15 protein-coding genes, 1 tRNA gene and 3 pseudogenes are annotated in these 19,833 nt (G+C 62.7%); 13 read left to right on the forward strand and 6 right to left on the reverse strand.

The genetic code is table 11. The features are described from left to right. The first annotated feature begins 285 nt into the window (after positions 1 to 285). Both MBELCI_RS00005 and MBELCI_RS00010 read left to right on the forward strand, forming a co-directional pair. Entirely contained in the window at positions 286 to 1,023 is a 738-nt protein-coding gene (locus MBELCI_RS00005) for a hypothetical protein (RefSeq protein ID WP_045319493.1), read from the forward strand. 804 nt (positions 1,024 to 1,827) lie between these two features. Further along, positions 1,828 to 3,543, forward strand: coding sequence for a plasmid recombination protein (locus tag MBELCI_RS00010; protein ID WP_045319494.1), 1,716 nt, complete (start codon positions 1,828 to 1,830; stop codon positions 3,541 to 3,543). A 46-nt stretch (positions 3,544 to 3,589) separates the two neighbouring features. Here the strand turns inward: MBELCI_RS00010 and MBELCI_RS00015 are convergent, their stop codons facing one another. Then, the gene (locus MBELCI_RS00015) at positions 3,590 to 4,276 is read right to left on the reverse strand and encodes a hypothetical protein (RefSeq protein WP_131505487.1); all 687 of its coding nucleotides are present in this window, start codon (positions 4,274 to 4,276) and stop codon (positions 3,590 to 3,592) included. Positions 4,277 to 5,102: 826 nt separating this feature from the next. On the opposite strand from MBELCI_RS00015, the gene MBELCI_RS00020 reads away from it, so the two are divergent. From MBELCI_RS00020 to MBELCI_RS19685, 4 genes are all read left to right on the forward strand, one after another. Continuing rightward, positions 5,103 to 5,888: a hypothetical protein gene (locus tag MBELCI_RS00020; RefSeq protein ID WP_045319496.1), complete on the forward strand. Its 786-nt coding sequence runs from the start codon at positions 5,103 to 5,105 to the stop codon at positions 5,886 to 5,888. Positions 5,889 to 6,397: 509 nt separating this feature from the next. Continuing rightward, complete coding sequence (locus MBELCI_RS19675) at positions 6,398 to 7,276, forward strand: DNA-methyltransferase (RefSeq protein WP_158497360.1); 879 nt, start codon at positions 6,398 to 6,400, stop codon at positions 7,274 to 7,276. Between the two features lie 3 nt (positions 7,277 to 7,279). Beyond that, positions 7,280 to 8,887: an McrB family protein gene (locus MBELCI_RS19680; protein ID WP_021692062.1), complete on the forward strand. Its 1,608-nt coding sequence runs from the start codon at positions 7,280 to 7,282 to the stop codon at positions 8,885 to 8,887. 86 nt (positions 8,888 to 8,973) lie between these two features. Then, the gene (locus MBELCI_RS19685; RefSeq protein WP_158497361.1) at positions 8,974 to 10,179 is read left to right on the forward strand and encodes an McrC family protein; all 1,206 of its coding nucleotides are present in this window, start codon (positions 8,974 to 8,976) and stop codon (positions 10,177 to 10,179) included. A 160-nt stretch (positions 10,180 to 10,339) separates the two neighbouring features. Here the strand turns inward: MBELCI_RS19685 and MBELCI_RS20295 are convergent. The 4 genes and pseudogenes from MBELCI_RS20295 to MBELCI_RS00050 all read right to left on the reverse strand — a co-directional run. Then, positions 10,340 to 10,453 (reverse strand): annotated as a pseudogene (locus MBELCI_RS20295) (IS5/IS1182 family transposase); the annotation flags it as partial. Between the two features lie 10 nt (positions 10,454 to 10,463). Continuing rightward, positions 10,464 to 11,694 (reverse strand): annotated as a pseudogene (locus MBELCI_RS00045) (IS256 family transposase). Positions 11,695 to 11,788: 94 nt separating this feature from the next. After that, complete coding sequence (locus MBELCI_RS22880) at positions 11,789 to 11,968, reverse strand: hypothetical protein (RefSeq protein ID WP_131505488.1); 180 nt, start codon at positions 11,966 to 11,968, stop codon at positions 11,789 to 11,791. A gap of 136 nt (positions 11,969 to 12,104) precedes the next feature. Further along, a tRNA-Ser gene (locus tag MBELCI_RS00050) sits at positions 12,105 to 12,194 on the reverse strand. A gap of 205 nt (positions 12,195 to 12,399) precedes the next feature. On the opposite strand from MBELCI_RS00050, the gene MBELCI_RS00055 reads away from it, so the two are divergent. The 7 genes and pseudogenes from MBELCI_RS00055 to MBELCI_RS00085 all read left to right on the forward strand — a co-directional run bounded on the left by MBELCI_RS00055 (position 12,400) and on the right by MBELCI_RS00085 (position 18,904). Continuing rightward, complete coding sequence (locus MBELCI_RS00055) at positions 12,400 to 13,224, forward strand: SPOR domain-containing protein (RefSeq protein WP_021692065.1); 825 nt, start codon at positions 12,400 to 12,402, stop codon at positions 13,222 to 13,224. An 88-nt stretch (positions 13,225 to 13,312) separates the two neighbouring features. Then, positions 13,313 to 14,568: pseudogene (locus tag MBELCI_RS00060) on the forward strand (D-alanyl-D-alanine carboxypeptidase family protein). Positions 14,569 to 14,575: 7 nt separating this feature from the next. After that, positions 14,576 to 15,205 carry a dTMP kinase gene (gene tmk, locus MBELCI_RS00065; protein WP_021692067.1) on the forward strand — a complete coding sequence of 210 codons (630 nt, stop codon included), beginning with the start codon at positions 14,576 to 14,578 and terminating at the stop codon, positions 15,203 to 15,205. After that, positions 15,202 to 16,293, forward strand: coding sequence for a DNA polymerase III subunit delta' (locus MBELCI_RS00070; protein WP_021692068.1), 1,092 nt, complete (start codon positions 15,202 to 15,204; stop codon positions 16,291 to 16,293). Before tmk ends, MBELCI_RS00070 begins: the two co-directional genes overlap by 4 nt. 6 nt (positions 16,294 to 16,299) lie before the next feature. Continuing rightward, on the forward strand, positions 16,300 to 17,106 hold the full coding sequence (locus tag MBELCI_RS00075; RefSeq protein ID WP_021692069.1) for a TatD family hydrolase: 807 nt from the start codon (positions 16,300 to 16,302) through the stop codon (positions 17,104 to 17,106). Further along, on the forward strand, positions 17,103 to 17,903 hold the full coding sequence (locus MBELCI_RS00080; RefSeq protein ID WP_021692070.1) for an MBL fold metallo-hydrolase: 801 nt from the start codon (positions 17,103 to 17,105) through the stop codon (positions 17,901 to 17,903). The genes MBELCI_RS00075 and MBELCI_RS00080 overlap by 4 nt, the downstream gene beginning before the upstream one ends. Positions 17,904 to 17,974: 71 nt before the next feature. Next, positions 17,975 to 18,904 carry an AEC family transporter gene (locus MBELCI_RS00085; protein WP_021692071.1) on the forward strand — a complete coding sequence of 310 codons (930 nt, stop codon included), beginning with the start codon at positions 17,975 to 17,977 and terminating at the stop codon, positions 18,902 to 18,904. A 73-nt stretch (positions 18,905 to 18,977) separates the two neighbouring features. On the opposite strand, the gene MBELCI_RS20300 is transcribed toward MBELCI_RS00085, so the two are convergent. Beyond that, positions 18,978 to 19,832, reverse strand: a complete 855-nt coding sequence (locus MBELCI_RS20300) for an ABC transporter permease (protein WP_021692072.1) — start codon at positions 19,830 to 19,832, stop codon at positions 18,978 to 18,980. Position 19,833: the final 1 nt, after the last annotated feature.

The following is a 19,833-nucleotide window of genomic DNA, read 5'->3' on the forward strand; positions in this document are numbered from 1 at the left end:
GACCGGGACAGAAAGAGGAGCGCGGACAATCTGCTTCATATCTCCCGCCGTTCGGAACCTGACCTGATGTGATGGCCGCCGAAGCCCGACTTCGAAGCAGTGCCGCAGATCATTTGGGCTCGGCGGGTCCGGTGGTTCGCCTCCTCGGCAAAGGGTGCGCGCAGCGTAGAAGAAGCTCCTTTGCCCGGGCGGCCGCATGCAGGGACTTTGTGACGCTGAACGTTTCCGGCCGATCCCGGTCGAACCGAAATACTGGCTACGACCCACCCCAGTACGAGGAAAAAAATGATCAGCACGGGACTTCACATACCTGCCGCCACGCTCACGAAGCTCGCCAAGATGGTGGCGGAGGTGCAGCGGCAAACTGCCACGATGACACTTGCGGAACTACGGAAAGCGCCGCGGGAACGGTACGCTCCGACGATTTCGCACTTCGTCCGCACGGATTTCACCGCCACGGGAGCGGTCGAGGCTTTCGTCGCCAAGCGGCTTGTCAGACCTGACCACACCCAGTCGAAGAACGGGTTTATTGCCGACATTCCGATCATCGAGGATGCAAGGTACGGTGCCGAACGCATTGTTGGTGAGTGTGGCAGGTACCTGCTCGACCGAGAGATCGAGCGGCGTACACGAAACGACTTGCGGGAGTTCGTCTGCTTGACGGCTGATGAGCTCAGCGCTGCTTGGGATGAGTTGGCACCTCTGAGGAGTATCTTCGGCACCTCCTCATGGCGATGCGGGTGCCTGAGCGAACGACTTCGTCTGCGGCTCCTCGAGCAAGAAATCAAATTGCGTGAAACCGAGGCCAACCATCAGCGGCTCGTTGCGATCGCGGCAAATTCTGAGTTTCTGGCTCAGTGCCGAAAGGCCCTCGAGACAGAAACAGAGCGAGCGCTCTTCCGTCGCGAGCAGATCGACCAAAGTCGATACGGGTCCTTCTACGTTTCCAGCGACTTCCAGGCCCGTTCTCACCTCGATCAGTCGGTCATCGAGTATCGCAACTGGAAAGGTTGGAGGGCCTGAGCTTCAGCCTTCAAAAGGCAGATCGGCTGGCACGTGACCCGTCGCGATGGGTTCGGCCAGCCCATCTTTTCTTCGCGCCCTGAGCTTGGCCTGTGAGACGCGCACCAATCTCAAGCGGTTAGCAGACAGGTGAGCGCATTTCGTCCGACATGCAAGCGCCGGGGGGGGGTTGATCAATCGCGCCGCCTCGCGCGTCGGGATAGGACACGTGCTCCGCCAGTGCGCTCACCCTGCTCCGGTCATTCGATTTCCCCGCTCCACCAGGCACTTGCCCAAAGTGCCGGGTTGAGCGGGAAAACAGGTATGCCGACGAGCATTAGCTCACCGGCGACCCGCCGGCGATGCACTCGCCGACCTGTTCGGCGTCTTGAGGGGAGAGGTCGAGGAGAGGACCCCCTCTCCTTGCCGGGGCCGGGGAGGCCCGAGCAGGCGGGGCGGTGGGGAAGGAGTGCGGAACGACCTCCCCACCCCGTCGGAGACGCCAGGGGGTTTCCAAAGGGGGAGTGGCGAACGATGACCCTTGGCCCGCCAGGAGGCGCCGGAGTGCAGGGGTGGCGAGCGCCCTGCCGCCGTCCGCGCAGGACCGCCCGCCGCGCAGGCGCCCCGCCGGAGGCGCGGGGTCCGGGGCAGCGCCTCGGCGAACGGGAGAGCTGCGCGCAACGAGACGAAGGCCGGTGCGCGCAGCTCAGTAGTGAGTACAGAGTACAGAGCTGCGCGCATCCCGGGAGGCGCCCGCAGGGCCGCCCGAGGCGGTCCTGATCCCGATCGGTAGCGACGGCCTTGGCCGGGACGCAATTCCCCGGAATGGAAGAGCCAGAGAACCTCATCGTCCAGCGATATCAGCGCGTGACCTGTTACAGCCTCGGCGGGGTCGAAGCCCATGGGAAACGCCTCGGAGACGATCTCGAACATGTCGATCCCACTCGCACGCACCTGAACGAGTATCTCGTAGGGCACGAGCATCTTCGTGACATCGCCAACGAGCACATTGCGCGCATGCAGAAGGACAACGGCGTACGTAAGGCAGCGGGACTGCGCCGCAGCCGACATACTTCCCAAGCCAGAGAACTCGAAGACGCCATCGAGGGGGCCGGGGACGATCCGCACGCGCTGGCGGAGCTCGTCGGCTGGCCGTGGGACCTCAAGAATGTCGCTCCGTTCACTGAGGGCCTGATCTCCGTCTCGCACGAATGGTTCCTCGACTGCGAGGGCAGCGAAGACCCCGCCAAGATCGATGTCTTCCGCGACTTCGTCATGGGCTATCTGGAGGAGGAGTTCGGCGATGAGGTGCTCTACGCCCGCTTCGACCGCGACGAGAAGACCCCGCACATCTCGTTCATCGTTGCACCCGAGCACGAGAACAAGAGGACCAAGCGGCGGGAGCTGAGTCATCATCGACATCGACTGTTCGGCATGAAGGAGGTGCAGCCGCTCTTCGAGGGCGACGAGCCCGACCCGAAGCTCACTCGCCGGAGCTACGAGCTCCTCCAAGATCGTATTGCCGACTTCGCCCAGCGTCAGGGTCTCGACCTCCAGCGCGGCGAACGCCGTGCCGCCAAGGAACGAGCCAAGCGGATACGTGGCGAGGCGGTATGCAAGCGCAGGAACATTTCGCCGGCTCGCGGCCGTGAGTTGGCCGCGATGGAGGCCGAGGCTGCCGTCGAGGACCGGAAGGAAGCAGTGAAGGAAAGGGCCGCGGCGGTTGAGGACAGGAAGGCTGCTGCACAGGAGCGAGCCGAGGCAAAGGAAACGCTCGTCGGGGTCCGAGCCAAGCAACAAGCGGCTGAACAGGCCCGGCGAGAGGCCGCCACTGCCAGTGCGGCTCTGGCAGCCAGAGAGCAGTCCCTGCGCATAGGGACGCAAGCTGTCATAGCCGAAGAGCTCACCTACTCGCCGCCTTCAGCAGAACGGCCCGAGGGCCTGACTTGGGGGCGCAACAAGCCGAAGAGCAAGAAGCGGCGCGAATGGCTCATGGAAAAGATCCAGCCGGCGCGGGACTGGATCGTGGGCTTCGCCCGGACTACGTTCGGCCTCCACAAGCGCATCGCTGCCAAGCTGGCAAAGCAGCAAGCTCGCGCAGCCGCCATCATCGACTTCGAAAAAGCCCAGAACCAGACGCCTCCGAAGTCGATGCTCGACATCGTAAACCTGAACGAGGCAGGACCCGACGACGAGCTGCGACCGATCCCGGGGGCATGGGCGGTGCCCACCGACTTTACGGTCGAGCGCCTCGACGAACATCTTCGAGGTCTTACTAACACTGATATCTGCGACGCCTACGCTCCGACGCGAGACGCAGCGGACTTCGCAGAGCATGATGACATCCAGGTTCGTTACCGGGCTGGCCAGCATCATCTTGCCGAGGAAGCAGCACGTCGTGGCTTGGTCATCGAGTTGCGCGAGCACCACCCCGGCCAAGCCACTGACGCCGGGCGCGCGCTTCTGCACACCGACTCTCCGCCCCGGGCCCTTCACGTGATCCGGACAAATCACGCCCGCGAGAGGCGGCGGGGCAGCTGAGGCTTCCGAGGCCTCCCTGCCCTTCTCACCGCCGATGCGAGCAAGGCTACTGATCCGTGCTCGGCAGAGCGGAGAAAATCATCGGTAGATCCCCGGTTTCGGGGCCGACGATTTTCCGGCTCCCCCGAGCGCGTTTGGTCGCATTCATGTCATTGCCCTCCTCCAAGGCGCCGCCGGACTGGCGCAGGGCGGCAAGGATGTCGGCACGTTCTGCCAAGCGCGACTCCGCGGCGGCCAGTTCAGCCTGAATGGTCTCAAGCTGCAAACGCAATGTTTCCGCCTGCTTCTCCGCCGCATCGGCCCGGTCGCGCTCGGCATCGCGATCGGCTTCGACGACAGTGACGACTTCCTGCATCTGCGCCAGATCGGTTCGGTGGTTGCCGCGCTCAATCGCCAGAATGCGCTTCGTGTCGACGAGTTCACCATTCAGAAGCTCGCGGGCTTTCGCCCAAATCGCCTTGAGACCCTGATCATTCGCGAGGCGCAGTTCCTCGGGAATATCGGGCATGGACGCAAGGCGCGTCTCGATCGCACCGAGCCGTGCCTCCACCAGGCGGGCTGCCTCGCACAGACGCGAGAAGGAAGTTTTGATGACCGCGTTGAGCTGGACCCGGGTGGGATTCTTGCCGTCGTGCTCGGCGCGAAAAGCGAGATACGCTTCTTCGACGCGTCGCAACAGCTCCGGGTTGATCGACCTGGGGTCTTGGGATGGGGAAGGCTCTGGCGCGGTCATGGCGAACTCCGTGTAAGATGTAACGTCCGGTAGCGGTATTACCGGGTATTACCGCCCCGAAGGGGGTGGCACAGAGAACATTGGTCCATATGGGCCAGCCCAAAACGATCCAAGCACGATTTTCGAAAAGCTCACGATTTCGGGGCTTTGACACAGCATCACCTGACCCGGATGTGCATCTGTATGGAAAGATTGCTGGCTCGCAGCACATCAGCCCGAGCCTTGTTTTTTCGAGTGCTGGGCCTCCAGGCATGGCTGCCAGGTATTGGCCCCTCAACGGTGGCCAAACCTATCAGTCGCTACGGCTGGTAATTCCGGCACCTGAAGGCCGGGCCTGTATCATGGCGGTGGCGCTCGGAGCAGCGACGGGCTTCGGCAGCTTGGCCGAAGCCGGCGGTCCGACGCGCTGCGGACGTTCCGACCACCGAAATTCGGCTAAAGTTGGCCGCTGTTTCCGACCAGGAAATTTTGGCTTTTCCCGTTCAATGCATCCGTCCTCACGCACTTCTGGGGGTTCTTGAGCTTCCATAGGTTCCGCAGGTTCTCACCCCGACTTTTTCTTTTTGCCTCAATGACATGACGAGGATCGGCCGGCAGAGATCCGGCATTCCCGGGCAGAAATTCGGACTTTCGGGGCAGAACTTCGGAGTGCGCGGACAAGCTGACGGAGTATTTCGGCAGGAACGGGCCCCGTTCAGACCACCGTCGGCACGGCTCAGGCAGTTTTCCGGCTGGGTCAGACAATTTTGCGGGTGGTTGTCACGGGTTCTTTTTCCGAGCGGTTCGCTTCGGACCCAGATCCCCTCTGAACAACAGGAGGGACCTCATGTCCAAACCCACAGAATACCTCATGCCCAAAGAATTAGTCGCCCTGGTGGAGAAGGCCAAACCATCACTGCACCTGCTCCGGCTGTTTCACGGCTGCTATGCCTTTGTCGATTCTCAGAAGCACCTCTCGGTCGGCGTCATTGCGACAACCGGCCTTCGGGGTTGTAGCGTTGCATGCTCGGACATTGCGGCGATTGCCGGCTCCCCCGGTGGAAAGAGCAATGCCTGGGTCGAAGCCGCCATCGACGCCGGTGATTGGCGCCACCTGTTCTCTCACCTGAGCCTGGATACGACTGGGCGCGACCTGACCTTCAAGTTCGCTCCCAAGGTAGGGAATGCGTGGCTTCGGCAAAAAGCGGACCCGTTCGCGATGCTCGACAGCGAGGAGGTCCGGAAGATAAGTTCGGCCAACGAAGTACTCTTCTACACACAGGCGGCGATGGTGCATCGGGCGGAACAGCCGATGTTCAATCTGCCCTTCATCTGTCCGATCTCGCAGCCTTGGAACGATGACACCAAGAAGACGTGGCTACGGATCGCCGTCCGGGTAGGACAGAAGCTCGGACAGGATTACGTCTTCATTCCCAAGCGTGACCCTCTGAACCGCCTCGTCGTGGCAGTCGTGGTCAAGGTCGTGACCTCGTCCTCCCTTTGGTCACCTGGAGCGCTCTTCCCACGGCCGCCATGCCCCCCCGTCAGCGTGGTTCATGACAGCGGCTTCTCCAGTTTGAGGAAGGCAGAACTCATAGCTCGTCGGAACTGGACCCGCGCGACGGGTTCATGATCCAAACCATTAAGAAAACGAGACAAGTCGAGGAGTAGCCAACTTAGACTTGCCTCGGGTTCGGCCTGACGAGAACTCCATGGGGAATATCCTTGCCATACAACCTTGGCACCAGGGTCTATGTATCCAGGTTCGTAAGCATCGGCGGATCGCCACCGCTTGTTGCGTGTCCAAGTTACAGCCTCTACACGTTGGGCCATCCGCCATCGCACGAAGTACCAAGAAGCGGAGCAGTAGCAGTAGGGCATAGGTGGCCGATCCACAGGAAGCCTCAGCCCCAACGCCATTCGTTCTTGTTATGTTCTCAGATCCAGTGTAGCAAGACTGCACGCAAGCGCACAGTATAAGGAAGCAAGAACGATATGGATTCTTCGTCTTTTCCAAACACCCTCACTGTCGATAGCGAGAAATCCGCTCAGTCAGTTCCGGTTTCCGCCGCTGCGTCGAAGTACGCCTATACGTCGAAATCTGGACACTTCGCAGGCCTCATGCATGGTGACTCAGCTACAATGCTGAAGTCACTGCCGAGTAATGTCTTTAATGTAGCTGTCACGTCACCCCCTTACTTTTGGGTGCGAGATTATGGCTATGACGACCAGCTCGGCCACGAAGAATCTGTGGACGCCTACGTCGAAGCTCTAATGGGAGTTTTCGATGAAGTAAAACGGACGCTCCACCCTGAAGGTGTCTTCTTTCTGAATATCGGTGATACCTACTATTCAGGAAATGGGCAACCGCACGGCAGCGACCCGAAATGTTCCTCCCGAAACTTCCTCCGCACGAAGGTCCGTCCTGTCGATATGAGCGGGTGGGATATTCCGAAGAAAAGCATGATTGGCATACCGTGGAAAGTTGCCTTCGAAATGCAGCAGCGTGGCTGGACGCTTCGTAGTTCGATCATCTGGAACCGCTGCAACGCTTTCGTCGAACCAACTGCGCGGGATCGGCCATATCGGCAGTACGAATTTGTCTTTATGTTTTCCAAAAGCCGTTTTTACAGCTTCGACCGCTCGAAGCTGGTCGAGGAAGATGTCTGGAACATCCCAATAGAACGCAACCGACGCGCCAGTCACAACGCCGCGTTCCCTTCGGAGCTTGTGCGTCGTTGTATTGAGGTCGCCAGTCCACCGAACGGCCATGTTCTCGATCCCTTTGTTGGAAGCGGAACATCCATCCTGACTTCTATGGCCAATCACCGTAATGTTGTCGGCATCGATATGAGCGATGACTATATCGATTACGTTCAAGGCGCAGTCGAGGCTGAAGAATACCAATCTTCGTCTTGGGGTGAACTCGTAGAACGCCTTCAGAAGCCGTCCCCGCTTTGGGATGACTGGACAGGTAACCGACAGAACTTCCGCAAGCCGGGAAAATCGAAGAAAGAGTAAATCGTGCAGTACTTCGATATTCCGACAATTAAGCAGTCGATAGAAGCGCTTCAAGAGGTCAGTGCAAATTGGCTGATCCCCGCTTTTGTTTTCGCCGCAAACGATATCGGCACAAGTGCCTTTGTGGACATGTCCCAGCAAGCTGGCACCGATCGCTTCCTTGACCAATATTTCAACGCTGACTTGGTAGGAATCGACGCTTTCCCGTCTGGGAACAATCTGCTTCGCCCTCGCCTCAAAGGCATTAAATGGAAGAGTGGCAACTTCGCTGGCGACTACATGATCCGCCAAGATACGAAGATGTGGGGCAATCTCTTTTCCAGCCGTGGCTACCGTGAAATGCGGATGCAAGGCCAGATTGAAGGCGAGAAAACCACCATTCGCCTTACAACAGACTTTCAGTCCGCCTTTGAAGAAGAAATTCCTGACGCGTTCGAGTTTGAAGATTTCATGGTCTGGCTTTTTGCCTTCAAAGGCTTTCCAGACGACATTATGAGCTGGCAGGCTCTATATGATTACCTTTTGCAGAATGAACTCGAAATCCCAAGCTTCCAGCCCCCTTACCAGGGCAGGTTCAGATTGACGCAAGATCGCGATTGGCCTGCGACATCGAATGTTCGACCTTCGGATGAAGACTTTATTAACGAACTTGCGCCTCGCTTAGCAGCATATCTCGCTGAGCCGCCCGCGACTGAAACCGATGCTGCCATAAAGAATCCTATTAGCGCCGACGATGCAGTATTGGCAATTATTCTCAATGCCATCAACAAGAAAACCAGCCATTCGTTTCTTCTTGCTGGGCCGCCAGGTACGGGAAAGACTAAATATGCGCATGATATCGCTGACTATCTGACTGACGCAGATGAGAGCCGCATCCTCTTTCTTCAGTTTCATCCAGCCTTCGGCTATGATGATTTCGTCGAAGGTTTCAGACCAGTCGAAGCCAAGGACGCAAACGGAGGTGACATAGGGGTCACTTACAGGCTTGACTCGCGGCATTTCCTAAACTTTGCAAATCAGGCAAAATCCGACCCTAACAATCATTATGTTCTTGTAATTGACGAACTGAACCGCGGTGATGTGGCGCGTATTTTTGGTGAGCTCCTGACGTATCTGGAGCTTGACTACCGTGACAAGGAGTTCACGCTCGCTATTTCTGGTACGAAAACCAAGCTACCTCGCAATCTGATTGTCTTGGCTACTGCGAACCCGTTTGATCGCTCAGTTACTGATCTCGATGATGCACTTCTGCGTCGCTTTATTGTCATCTCAATGGAGCCGGACAAAGTATTTCTTCAGAAGTACCTGAAGGACAAGGGAGTTGAAGAACGTGTGCTTACACGCGTTGTGCGTCTGTTCGATATATTGAACGAATCCTTTCCGGCAGGCTTTGGCCACACCAATTTTCTGCATGTTCGCAGCGTCGAAGATTTGGCTCATGTATGGGAAGGACGAGTAAAGCTCGGCTTGCAGCGCACGCTTTTCCATGACCGCCAAAGGTTCAACAGCATAAAGGAGGAGGTAGATCAACTGCTTGAAGTTGATGAAGAAGCGGAAGCGGCTGGAAGCGATGAAGCGGCCGCGGCAATCGATGTGGCGATAGAAGGTTGAGTCGAGCGACGTCAATGCCACCTCCTGAAGCACGAGTTATCGAAATCGCAGAACGTGGAAGACACTATTTTCCGCGAAGCGAACTCGTGGACCACCATGGGCGCTCGCTCATCCTTCCCGAAACTCGCGAACTAAAAGCGATTGAACTTAAAGACGTTTCCGATGGCATAGATCTCGTGGCGCTCGGATTAATTGGATTCTTGCCGCTCACCAGCTCGATCACTCTTAACATTGTCCCAAAATTTCCAATCGAAAATTTGTGGGCAATGCTGGAGATTGGCGGCGAAACATACGCCCGGATTCTTCCGACAATTAGGCGCTATCAAGTCACAGAAAAATCTACACCTATACACCTTCTTGCGCGGAGCTTTTGCCACTATTTGCGTAAGGCGCTTTCAGCAGGATTTGAGCGCAGCTATTACCCGCGCGCCGTGAACGGCTTCTACCAGCCACGTGTCGAGTTTGGCCAAACTATAAGCCGCTACCTTTCACGCGGAAACCCCATTAATACTGTTTCAAGCGTATTTGAATTCGGACTCGATAGTCCAATAAATCGGGTGGTAAAGGCCGCGTGCCTCCGCTTCGCTCGAATTATTCCACCCACGAAAGACTGGGATGAGGAACGCCGCCTCATTCAGATCGCACTCGATACGTTGCGTCGCGTCAATGAGCGTGAACCGACCGGGCATGACTTTTCCCTCGACGAGAGCGTCTCGCTGAGGCTCCGCAGCAATTATGAGGCCTTGCTCCGCGTCTATCATCTTTTACTGACAGGCGGCGGAATCGCCTTTACGTTCGAACCAAGAGGAAAAGAGCTCCCCTCGTTCCTCTTCAACCTCGAAGATGTGTTTGAGAGATTTATCCGTCAGACCTTCGTAGAGGCTCTTCGCCCCCAGCGGATTTCTGTTCTCGATGGTAACAAGCATCAAGGCAGGCTTTTCGAGGACAACAGTACCTACCCAACAAAGCCCGACTTGATTTATCGGCGAGGCAAGAAGGAAGTTCTTGGCCTCGGCGAAGTGAAGTACAAGCCAAAAATCAAGGAAGTTGATCGCTACCAGATTATTAGCCATGTCACAGCTGCCAGCGCGCAATTCGGGGTTCTATTCTCTCCAGCCAACGAAGGTGAGAGTCAGGGCCTTAAGCGCATCGGCCGCATGTCAACAGGCGCAAAATTTTATCACTACCGTGTAGATATCCGCGGCGATATCCACTCCGCCCGGGCTCAGATGGTGAAAGATATCTCTGCATTGCTACCAGCAGGTATAAATGCCGATGCCATTTCGGTATAGCACTTTTGTTTCGCACAAGCGTTGACGGCCTCTTCGGCGAACGGCGATGTTTCGCTAATCCCATGGAGGCCGGATCTTTTTCGTTCCCGTCGCGCCTCAAGTTGGCGCTGTTGTAGAGCTCAAGCTTGAGCCTTAGTTTTCCGTTTCCCCAACGAGGTCTTGCCGCGCGAACGTTCTCGGCAGCGCCGAGGGTTGAGAAGCGGTTCATGAGGGCATTGCGGATGTGGACTTCAGCGGACTGGCGGTCGGGGTTTCTCGCGGCGATGCGCTCCCCGAGCGGATCGTCACCCATGAGGTAGTGTAGCTCCTGGCTGGCCTGATGGGTTTCGGCGGGCCGAGTTGATCAGTCCGTCTGCGGGGCAGGCACGAGCACTTCCAGCGTCATGTAATAGAGCGCTGCACCGTCCCTCCTCGGTCTGCTCCATCAGGATCGCTCCTACCAGGCGTCGAATGGCGACCTCATTGGGGAAGATGCCAACAACATCGGTGCGCCGTTTGATCTCACCGTTCAGGCGCTCAGTCGGATTTGTCGAATGCAGCTCTGTCCCGTATTGCTGGGGAAAGGTCATGTAGGCAAGGGCATCCTCCTTGGCCCCGTCCAGGAGGGCAGCAAGCTTCGGCAGCTTGCCTCGCATCTGGTCGGCCATGAGGGCCATTGCGTTCTGGCGGCGCCGTGGTCGGGCTGGGCGAGGGCCGTGGCAATGAACGCTGACACGACCCTGCGGCTGCTCTTGCCGGCATGGGCCAAGGCGTTTCGCTGGAAATGCACTCGGCAACGCTGCCAGGTCGTGGACAGCACGCGGGCGGTAGCAGCCTTGATGCCTTCGTGAGCATCGCCGATCACAAGCTTCACGCCGGACATCCCTCGGCGCACGAGGTCGCGCAGGAAATCGGTCCAGAACGTCTCCGCCTCGGAAGGGCCGATGGCCATGCCAAGCACCTCGCGACGGCCATCGGTGTTCCCACCCACGGCGATGGTGACGGCGACGGACACGATGCGGCCGCCTTGGCGGACCTTGAGATAGGTCGCATCGATCCAGAGATAGGGCCGCTCGCTCTCGATCGACCGGTCAGGAAAGCATCGACCCGATCGTCGATCTCTTCGCACAACCGACTGACCTGGCTCTTGGCGATGCCGATGCCGCCCGTGGCCTGCACCAGATCGGCCATGACACGCGTCACAACACCGTGGACGCAGGCCTTCTGGATTACCGCCATCACTGCCTATTCAACGTCCCGCCGGGGCTCCAGGAACGAGGAAAAGTAGCTGCCCGTCCGCAGCTTGGGAGTGCCCAGCTCTACGTTCCCGGACCGCGCCTGCCAGTCCCGGTAGCCGTTGCGCTGCGCCCGCCGCTCAAGGCTCATCTCGCCATAGGCGGCGCCGGTCTGGCCGCCGACCTCGAGCTCCATCCGGCGCTCGGCGGTAAAACCGATCATCTCGCGCAGAAGATCCGCGTCACCGCTCTTCTCCACAAGCTCTCTCAGGTCCATCAGGGGTTTGGTCATCGGGGTCATCCCATTGTTCAGGTTGGCTTTCGCCCTCCGACCCTATCGAGAAAACCGATGGCTGCTTCAGCTACACCATACTCCGCGACACGACCGCCTAAAGCTACTCGGCGAGAGGATCATGTAACGAAATCCCGACCGCTAAACTGCCGAAATCCAGATCTGCATCGCCATCATGAACCGCTTCTCGACCTTTGGCAGGGCCGAGGTCGAAGCCGTCCACTGAAGAAAGGCAGAAAAAGAGGCAGTCATGCTCGAGACGGATTTGCGCAACATCGCCCATTCGCGTGCCCCACATTGTGTCCCAAATTGCGTCCCAAAATAGTGACTCGGCGCAGGCGCTTAACTGCCACTTGGCGCAAATTTAGCTATATAACAGAGACTTACCCGCCACCCGCAGACTGAGATCGATTGTCGGGTGGCGGAGGAGGTGGGATTCGAACCCACGGTACGCTCTCACGCACGGCGGTTTTCAAGACCGCTGCAATCGACCACTCTGCCACTCCTCCGGCGCACTCGCCCTAAGCACTGCGGCGCGATTCGGAAAGAGGTCCGATCACGCGATTTTCCGCGAGCTGACGCGCTACCGGCTTTCAAAGCCGCACGCCCCCCCGATATGTTCGCCACGCATCGCCGACCACCCGATCGCGGGCGGCGGTGAACAGACAAGAGCGGACCGGGCAACGGTCCGAGCGGGCAATCGAGGGACGACACATGCCAGCCACCATTACTGCGCGGCCGGTCGCGATGCTGCTGGGCACGCTGCTCGCCCTCGGTGCCTGCGGCGAGACCGGCTCCGCCACCGGCCCCGGCGGCGCCGACCGCACCGAGATCGTCTCGCGCGACGTGGAGGCCCCGGGCGTGTTCCAGGTCACCGATTCCGGCCTGTGGGACGGGCGCCCCTCGCTGGGCGGCGTCTGGGTCGCCTATCCGGAGGTCGACGTCGAACAGATCGGTCAGGTCGTCATCCGCAACGAGGCCAATGGCCGCTTCGTGATCGGCGCGCTGTTCCGGCGCGAGCGCGAAACGCCGGGACCGGCGCTGCAGGTCAGCTCCGAGGCCGCCGAAGCACTGGGAATGCTCGCCGGTGCGCCCGCCCGGCTCAATGTCACGGCGCTGCGCCGCGACGAAAGCGCCGCCCCCGAGGCCCCCGGCGCCACCACCGATTTCGACGACCCCATGCCGATCGCCGCCGTGCCGCTGCCGCCCACCGACGGCGCCGCCGGGGCTCCGGCGGCGGCACCCGAGACCCTCGCCCCCGCGCCTGCGACGCCCGCCCTCGAGACGCCCGCCCCGAGCGGCGATCTCGATCGGCCCTTCATCCAGATCGGCATCTTCTCGGTCGAGGCCAACGCCCGCGACACCGCCACGGCGATGGAGGTCGAGGGGCTGGCCGCGCGCGTCGTCACCTCCGAGATCCAGGGTTCGAGCTACTGGCGCGTCGTCGTCGGCCCCGCCGCGGCGGCGGAGGCCCGCGACGCGGCGCTGGTGCGCGTCAAGGCTTTGGGCTTCACGGATGCCTATTTCGTGCGAAACTGATCCGGGACCGGGCCGACGCATGGCCCGGTCTCGACCTCTTCTTCCCGGCCGCCGCCGCGTGGCCCGCCAACCGACCGGAGCGACCTTGATGATCCGTGCCGTCTTCCTCGCCGCCGCGACCCTCGTCGCTCTCACGCCCCTCGCCCATGCGCAGGGCTTCGAGACACCGGCCCGCGCGGCCTATGTGCTCGACCACACCACGGGCACCGAGCTTCTGGCCAAGAACGCCGACGAGGCGCTGCCGCCCGCCTCCATGTCCAAGCTGATGACGCTCTACATGGCCTTCGAGGCGATCGCCTCGGGGCGGCTGTCGGCCGATCAGCGTCTGCCCGTCTCCGAACATGCCGCCTCCTATGGCGGCTCTTCGATGTTTCTCGACACCACCGACCGTGTGCGGGTCGAGGATCTGCTGCGCGGGGTGGTCGTGCTGTCGGGCAACGACGCCTCCGCCGTGCTGGCCGAGGCGCTGTCGCCGGACGGAACCGAGGCGGGCTTTGCGCGGCTGATGACCGAACGCGCCCGCGAGATGGGCATGATGAACTCCACCTTCGCGAACTCCAACGGCTGGCCCGATCCGCGTCAGCGCATGTCGATGCGCGATCTGGGCATCCTCGCCAGTCACCTGATCTCGGATTTCCCGACCTTTTACCCGATGTTCGCCGAGCAGGAATTCGAGTTCGATGGCCGCGTGCCGTCGAACAGCCAGAACCGCAACCCGATCCTCGGCCTCGGCATCGGCGCCGACGGGCTCAAGACCGGTCATACTTCCGAGGCGGGCTACGGCCTCGTCGGCTCGGCCAAGCAGGGCGAGCGGCGGGTGATTTTTGTGATCACCGGCCTCGACAGCACGGAATCGCGCCGCGTCGAGGCCGAGCGGATCGTCAACTGGTCATTCCGCCAGTTCGCGCAGCGCGACATCGGCGCCGCCGGCACCCGGATTTCGGAGGCCGAGGTCTGGATGGGTGAGCGGAACCGGGTCGGCCTGACGCTGGCCGAGGACGTGTCGGTGCTGCTGCCCGTCATGTCGGGCGACGATCTCGCCGCCGAGGTGGTCTATCAAGGCCCCGTCGAGGCCCCGATCGAAAAGGCCAGGCATTGGCCGAGTTGGTGATCGCGCGCGAGGGGATGCCCGCGACGCGAGTACCGCTGGTGGCCGAGACGGGCGTGGCGCGGGGCGGCTTCGTGCCGCGGGTCAAGGTCGCGGCCTCGGTGCTGTTCGATCGCTTCGGTCCCGAGGGGCTCACGCTGCCCGGCCTCGATCCCTTGGCCGAGGACCCTGCCCCGGAAACCGACGCGACCCCCGAGGCGGAGCCCGCCACCCCCGCCACCGAAGACGAAACCTGATCCACCGGTGTCCGGCCTCTTCATAAGCTTCGAAGGCATCGACGGCTCGGGCAAGTCCACCCAAGGGCAGCGTCTGGCCGAGACGCTGCGCGCCGCCGGGCGCGAGGCGGTGCTGACGCGCGAACCGGGCGGCAGCCCCGGCGCCGAGGAGATCCGGCGGCTCGTGCTCACCGGCGATCCTGCGCGCTGGTCCGCCGAGACCGAGCTTCTGCTCTTCACCGCCGCGCGGCGCGACCATCTGGAGCGGACCATCCGCCCGGCGCTCGAGGCCGACAGGATCGTCATCACCGACCGCTTCGCCGACAGCACCCGCGTCTATCAGGGCGCCACGCGCGGCGACCTGCGCGACACGGTGGACCGGCTGCACGCGCTGATGATCGGCACCGAGCCGGACCTCACCTTCCTGATCGACATGGACCCCGCCACCGCGCTCGAACGCGGCCTCGCGCGGCGTTCGGGCGAGGACCGGTTCGAGGATATGGGGCTGGGGTTCCAGGAAACGCTGCGCGCGGGCTTTCTCGATCTTGCCGCCAAGGCCCCGGAGCGGTTTCGCGTGATCGACGGCGACCGCGCGCCCGACGAGGTGGCCGCCGAGATCGCGGCCATCGCCCTGCCCCGCGCCGGGATCGCGCCATGAGCGAGGATCTGCCCGATCCGACCGGCCTGCCCGGCCTGCCGCACCCGCGCGAGACGGCGCGGCTGATCGGGCAGGACGCGGCGGTGGCCGAGTTCCTCGCCACGCAGGCCGGGGGGCGGATGCATTCGGGCTGGCTCGTCACCGGGCCGATGGGGGTGGGCAAGGCGACGCTGGCTTACCGCATCGCGGCGCATCTTCTCGCCGGGCGCGACGCCTCCGAAGGGCTGGAGATGGCCGCCGATCACCCCGACCTGCGGCGTATCCGCGCCGGGTCGCATCCGCGTCTCTTCGTGCTCAAGCGCGGCCCCAACGACAAGGGCGACCGGATCTCGGCGCAGATCCGGGTCGAGGAGATGCGCAAGCTCAAGAGCTTTTTCCATCTCAGTTCCACCGATGGCGGCCACCGCGCGGTGATCGTCGACGCCGCCGACGAGATGAACCTCTCGGCAGCCAACGCGCTTCTCAAGGAGCTCGAGGAGCCGCCCGCCAACACCACCTTGATGCTGATCTCGCACCAGCCCTCGGCCCTGCTGCCGACGATCCGCTCGCGCTGCCGGGTGCTGCGGCTACGCCCGCTCGAACCCGCCCCGCTGGCCGAGGCACTGGCGCAGGCCGGTGTCGCGAGCGAGGCGCCCGAGGCGCTCTCGGTGCTGGCGGCTGGGTCGGTCGGCGGGGCGGCCCGGATCGCGCAGGCCGACGGGCGCGCGCTCTACGCCGATCTGGTGGCGCTGCTCTCGGGGCTGCCGCATATCGACCGGCCCCGCGCCATCGCCATGGCCGATGCCTGCGCCGGCAAGGGGGCCGAAACCCGGTTTCCGCTGATGCTCGATCTGATCGACCTCCTGCTGACCCGCGCGGCGCGCGCCGGGTTGATGGGCGCGCCGGATCTGGAGGGGGCACCGGGCGAGGCGCGGCTTCTGACGGCGCTGGCGCCTGATGCGCGGGCGGCGCGGCGCGTGGCCGAGCTTCAACAGGAGTTGTCGGCGCGGGCGCGGCATGGGCGGGCGGTCAACCTTGACCCTTCGGCGCTGCTTCTAGATATGCTGTTGAGGATCGAAGCGATGGCGACCGGTGTCGCCGCAGCCTGAGGCCAGATGACTTCTCCAGATTTCCAACTCGTCGACGCGCATTGCCACCTCGACTTTCCCGACTTCGCCGAGGAACGCGAGGCGGTGATCGCCCGTGCCTTGCAGGCCGGCGTGACCCGGATGGTCACGATCTGCACCAAGCTGAAGAACGCGAGTGCCGTGCGTGCCATCTCGGAGGCGCACGACCCGGTGTTCTGGGCCGTGGGCACCCATCCGATGAGCGCCGCGGACGAGCCGCTCGCCTCGGTCGAGGATCTCGTGGAGCTCGCTCGGCACCCCAAGATGGTCGGCATCGGCGAGACCGGGCTCGACTACCACTACACCGCCGAGAGCCGCGCGGTGCAGCAGGAGAGCCTGCGCATCCACATCGAGGCGGCGCGCCGCACCGGCCTGCCGCTCATCATTCACGCCCGCGACGCCGATGACGACATGGCGCGCATCCTCGCCGAGGAGCACGCGGCGGGCGAATACGCCTGCATGATGCACTGCTTCTCCTCCTCCGCCGCGCTGGGGCGGGCGGCGCTGGATCTCGGCTTCTACCTGTCGATGTCGGGCATCGCGGCCTTTCCGCGCTCGGGCGAGCTGCGCGAGATCTTCAAGAGCGCCCCGCTCGACCGCATCCTGGTCGAGACCGACAGCCCCTATCTCGCGCCGCCCCCCCATCGGGGCCGCCGCAACGAACCCGCCTATACCGCCTATACGGCCAAGGTCGGTGCCGAGGTCTTCGGCCTCTCCCTGCCCGAGTTCGCCGCCCGTACCTCGGCCAATTTCGACCGGCTGTTCTCCAGAGCCGCCGGCTGGAGTCGCGCATGAGCGACCGGTTGGAGGCGCGCATCCTCGGCTGCGGCTCCTCGGGGGGCGTGCCACGCCTTGGCAATCTCTGGGGCGATTGCGACCCCGCCGATCCGCGCAACACCCGCACCCGCTGCTCGCTCCTGCTGACGCGGCACGGGCCGGGCGGCGTCACGCGGGTGCTGATCGATACCTCGCCGGACCTGCGCGCGCAGATGCTCGACGCCCAGGTGGGCGAACTCGACGGTGTGGTCTGGACCCATGCCCATGCCGACCACGTGCATGGCATCGATGATCTGCGGATGATCGCCTTCAACATGCGCAGTAGGCTGCAATGCTGGGCCGACGCGCCCACCACAGAGGCGCTGATGCTGCGCTTCGGCTATGCCTTCGAGACGCCCGCGGGCTCGGCCTACCCACCGATCTGCGACCTGCACCCGATCGACGGCGACGTGGTCGTGACCGGTGCCGGCGGCGAGATCCGCCTCGCGCCCTTTGACCTCGTGCATGGCAACATCACCGCGCTGGGCCTGCGCTGCTGCGGGCTGGCCTATCTCCCGGACGTCAACGAGATCCCAGAGGCGGCATGGCGGCACCTGCAGGGCCTCGACTGCCTGATCGTCGACGCGCTGCGCCGCAGCCCGCATCCGAGCCACGCGCATCTCGCCCTGACGCTGGACTGGATCGAGCGCGCCGCCCCGGGGCGCGCGGTGCTGACCAACATGCATTACGACCTCGACCATGCCACCGTCGCGGCCGAAACCCCCGACTACGTGACACCTGCCCATGACGGGATGACGCTGGTCTTCGAGCTCTAGGCAAGGGGTCCCGCCCCTTTCGATCCGACCTCACGCAAATCCGCGGCTCCGTCCCGCGCGGAGGCCCGAACATGCTGCTGCTGCTGACCGTCACGCTGCCGGTCTTTCTGGTGCTGGGCTTCGGCTATCTCGCCGCGTGGCGCGGCTGGATCGGCGAAAACGCGATCGACGGGGTGATGAAGTTCAGCCAGAGCTTCGCGATCCCCTGCCTGTTGTTTCTGGCCATCGCCCGGCTCGATCTGGGGCAGGAATTCGATCTCACCCTCTTGGGCAGCTTCTATGCGGGCGCGCTGGCGGGGTTCTTCGCGGGGCTGTTCGGAGCGCGGCTGATCTTCGGTCGCAGCTGGGAGGACGCGGTGGCGATCGGCTTCGTCGGGCTGTTCTCGAACTCGCTGCTGCTGGGTCTGCCGATCACCGAGCGCGCCTACGGAGCCGACGCGCTGCAGGCCAATTTCGCGATCATCGCGCTGCATTCGCCGTTCTGCTACGCGGTGGGGATCACCGCGATGGAGCTGGCCCGGGCGCAGGGCAAGAGCCTGCGGCAGCTGCCGCTCAAGGTGCTGCGCGGCATGGGGCGCAACGCGCTGATCCTCGGCATCGGCCTCGGGGCGCTGGTCAACCTGTCGGGGCTGGGGCTGCCCGAGGTGGGGATCGAGGCGCTCGAGATGATGGCGCGGGCGGGGTTGCCGACCGCGCTGTTCGGGCTGGGCGGCATCCTCTACCGCTACCGCCCCGAGGGGGACATGCGGGTGATCCTCTATGTCGTCGCAGTGTCGCTGGTGCTGCACCCGGCGGTGGTCTGGGGCGTGGGCTCTCTGGCAGGGCTACGCGTCGAGGCGTTCCGCTCGGCAGTGATCACCGCGGCCATGGCGCCGGGGGTGAACGCCTATCTCTTCGCCTCGATCTACGGCTCGGCCAAGCGGGTGGCCGCCTCGGCGGTGCTGATCGGCACGGTGGCCTCGATTCTGACCGCGACGCTCTGGCTGGCGCTGTTGCCCTGATCCGCATCGGACGCGAAACGCCCCGCAGGTGACCTGCGGGGCGTTCGATGCCGTGTCACGGGTGGGCCCGGCCTCAGCCCGGCGACATGCCGCGCAGCCGCTCGGAGCGGCGCCGCAGCACCTCGAGCGTGACCAGAAGCACCACCGAGATCGAGATCAGCACCGTCGCGGCAGCGAGGATGGTGGGCGAGATCTGCTCACGCAGGCCGGTGAACATCTGCCAAGGCAGCGTCTTCTGCCCCGCGGAGCCCACAAAGAGCACCACCACCACCTCGTCGAAGGAGGTGATGAAGGCGAACAGCCCGCCCGAGACCACGCCCGGCAGGATCAGCGGCATCTGCACCTTGAAGAAGGTGCGCACCGGCCCCGCCCCGAGGTTCGCCGCCGCCCGCGTCAGCGAACGATCAAAGCCCACCAGCGTCGCGGTGACGGTGATGATCACGAAGGGGATGCCCAGAGCGGCGTGGGCGAGCACCACGCCCCAATAGGTCCCCTGCAGGCCGATCCGGCTGTAGAAGAAATACATGCCCGCCGCCGAGATGATCAGCGGCACGATCATCGGCGAGATCAGGATCGCCATGATCGCCCGGCGGAACGGCACGTGCGGCTGGCTCAGACCGATCGCCGCGAGCGTGCCGAGCGCCACCGACAGGAAGGTCGCGACCGGCGCGATCTTCAGCGAGTTCCACAAGGGCACCTGCCAGTCGGGGTTGGTGAAGAAGTCGCGGTAATGCTTGGTCGAATAACCCTCGGGGTCGAGCGCCAGCATCTCGGGCGTGAAGGTGAAGAAGTTCTCGGCGTTGAACGACAGTGGGATGATGATGAGGATCGGCGCGATCAGAAAGAAGAAGATCGCCGCGCAGATCACGAGGTAGGAATAATGCCAGACCTTCTGGCCGGTCGAGGCATAGGGGGGAAGTCCAGCCATG

It is taken from the genome of Limimaricola cinnabarinus LL-001 (assembly GCF_000466965.1).
Lineage (GTDB): Bacteria > Pseudomonadota > Alphaproteobacteria > Rhodobacterales > Rhodobacteraceae > Limimaricola > Limimaricola cinnabarinus.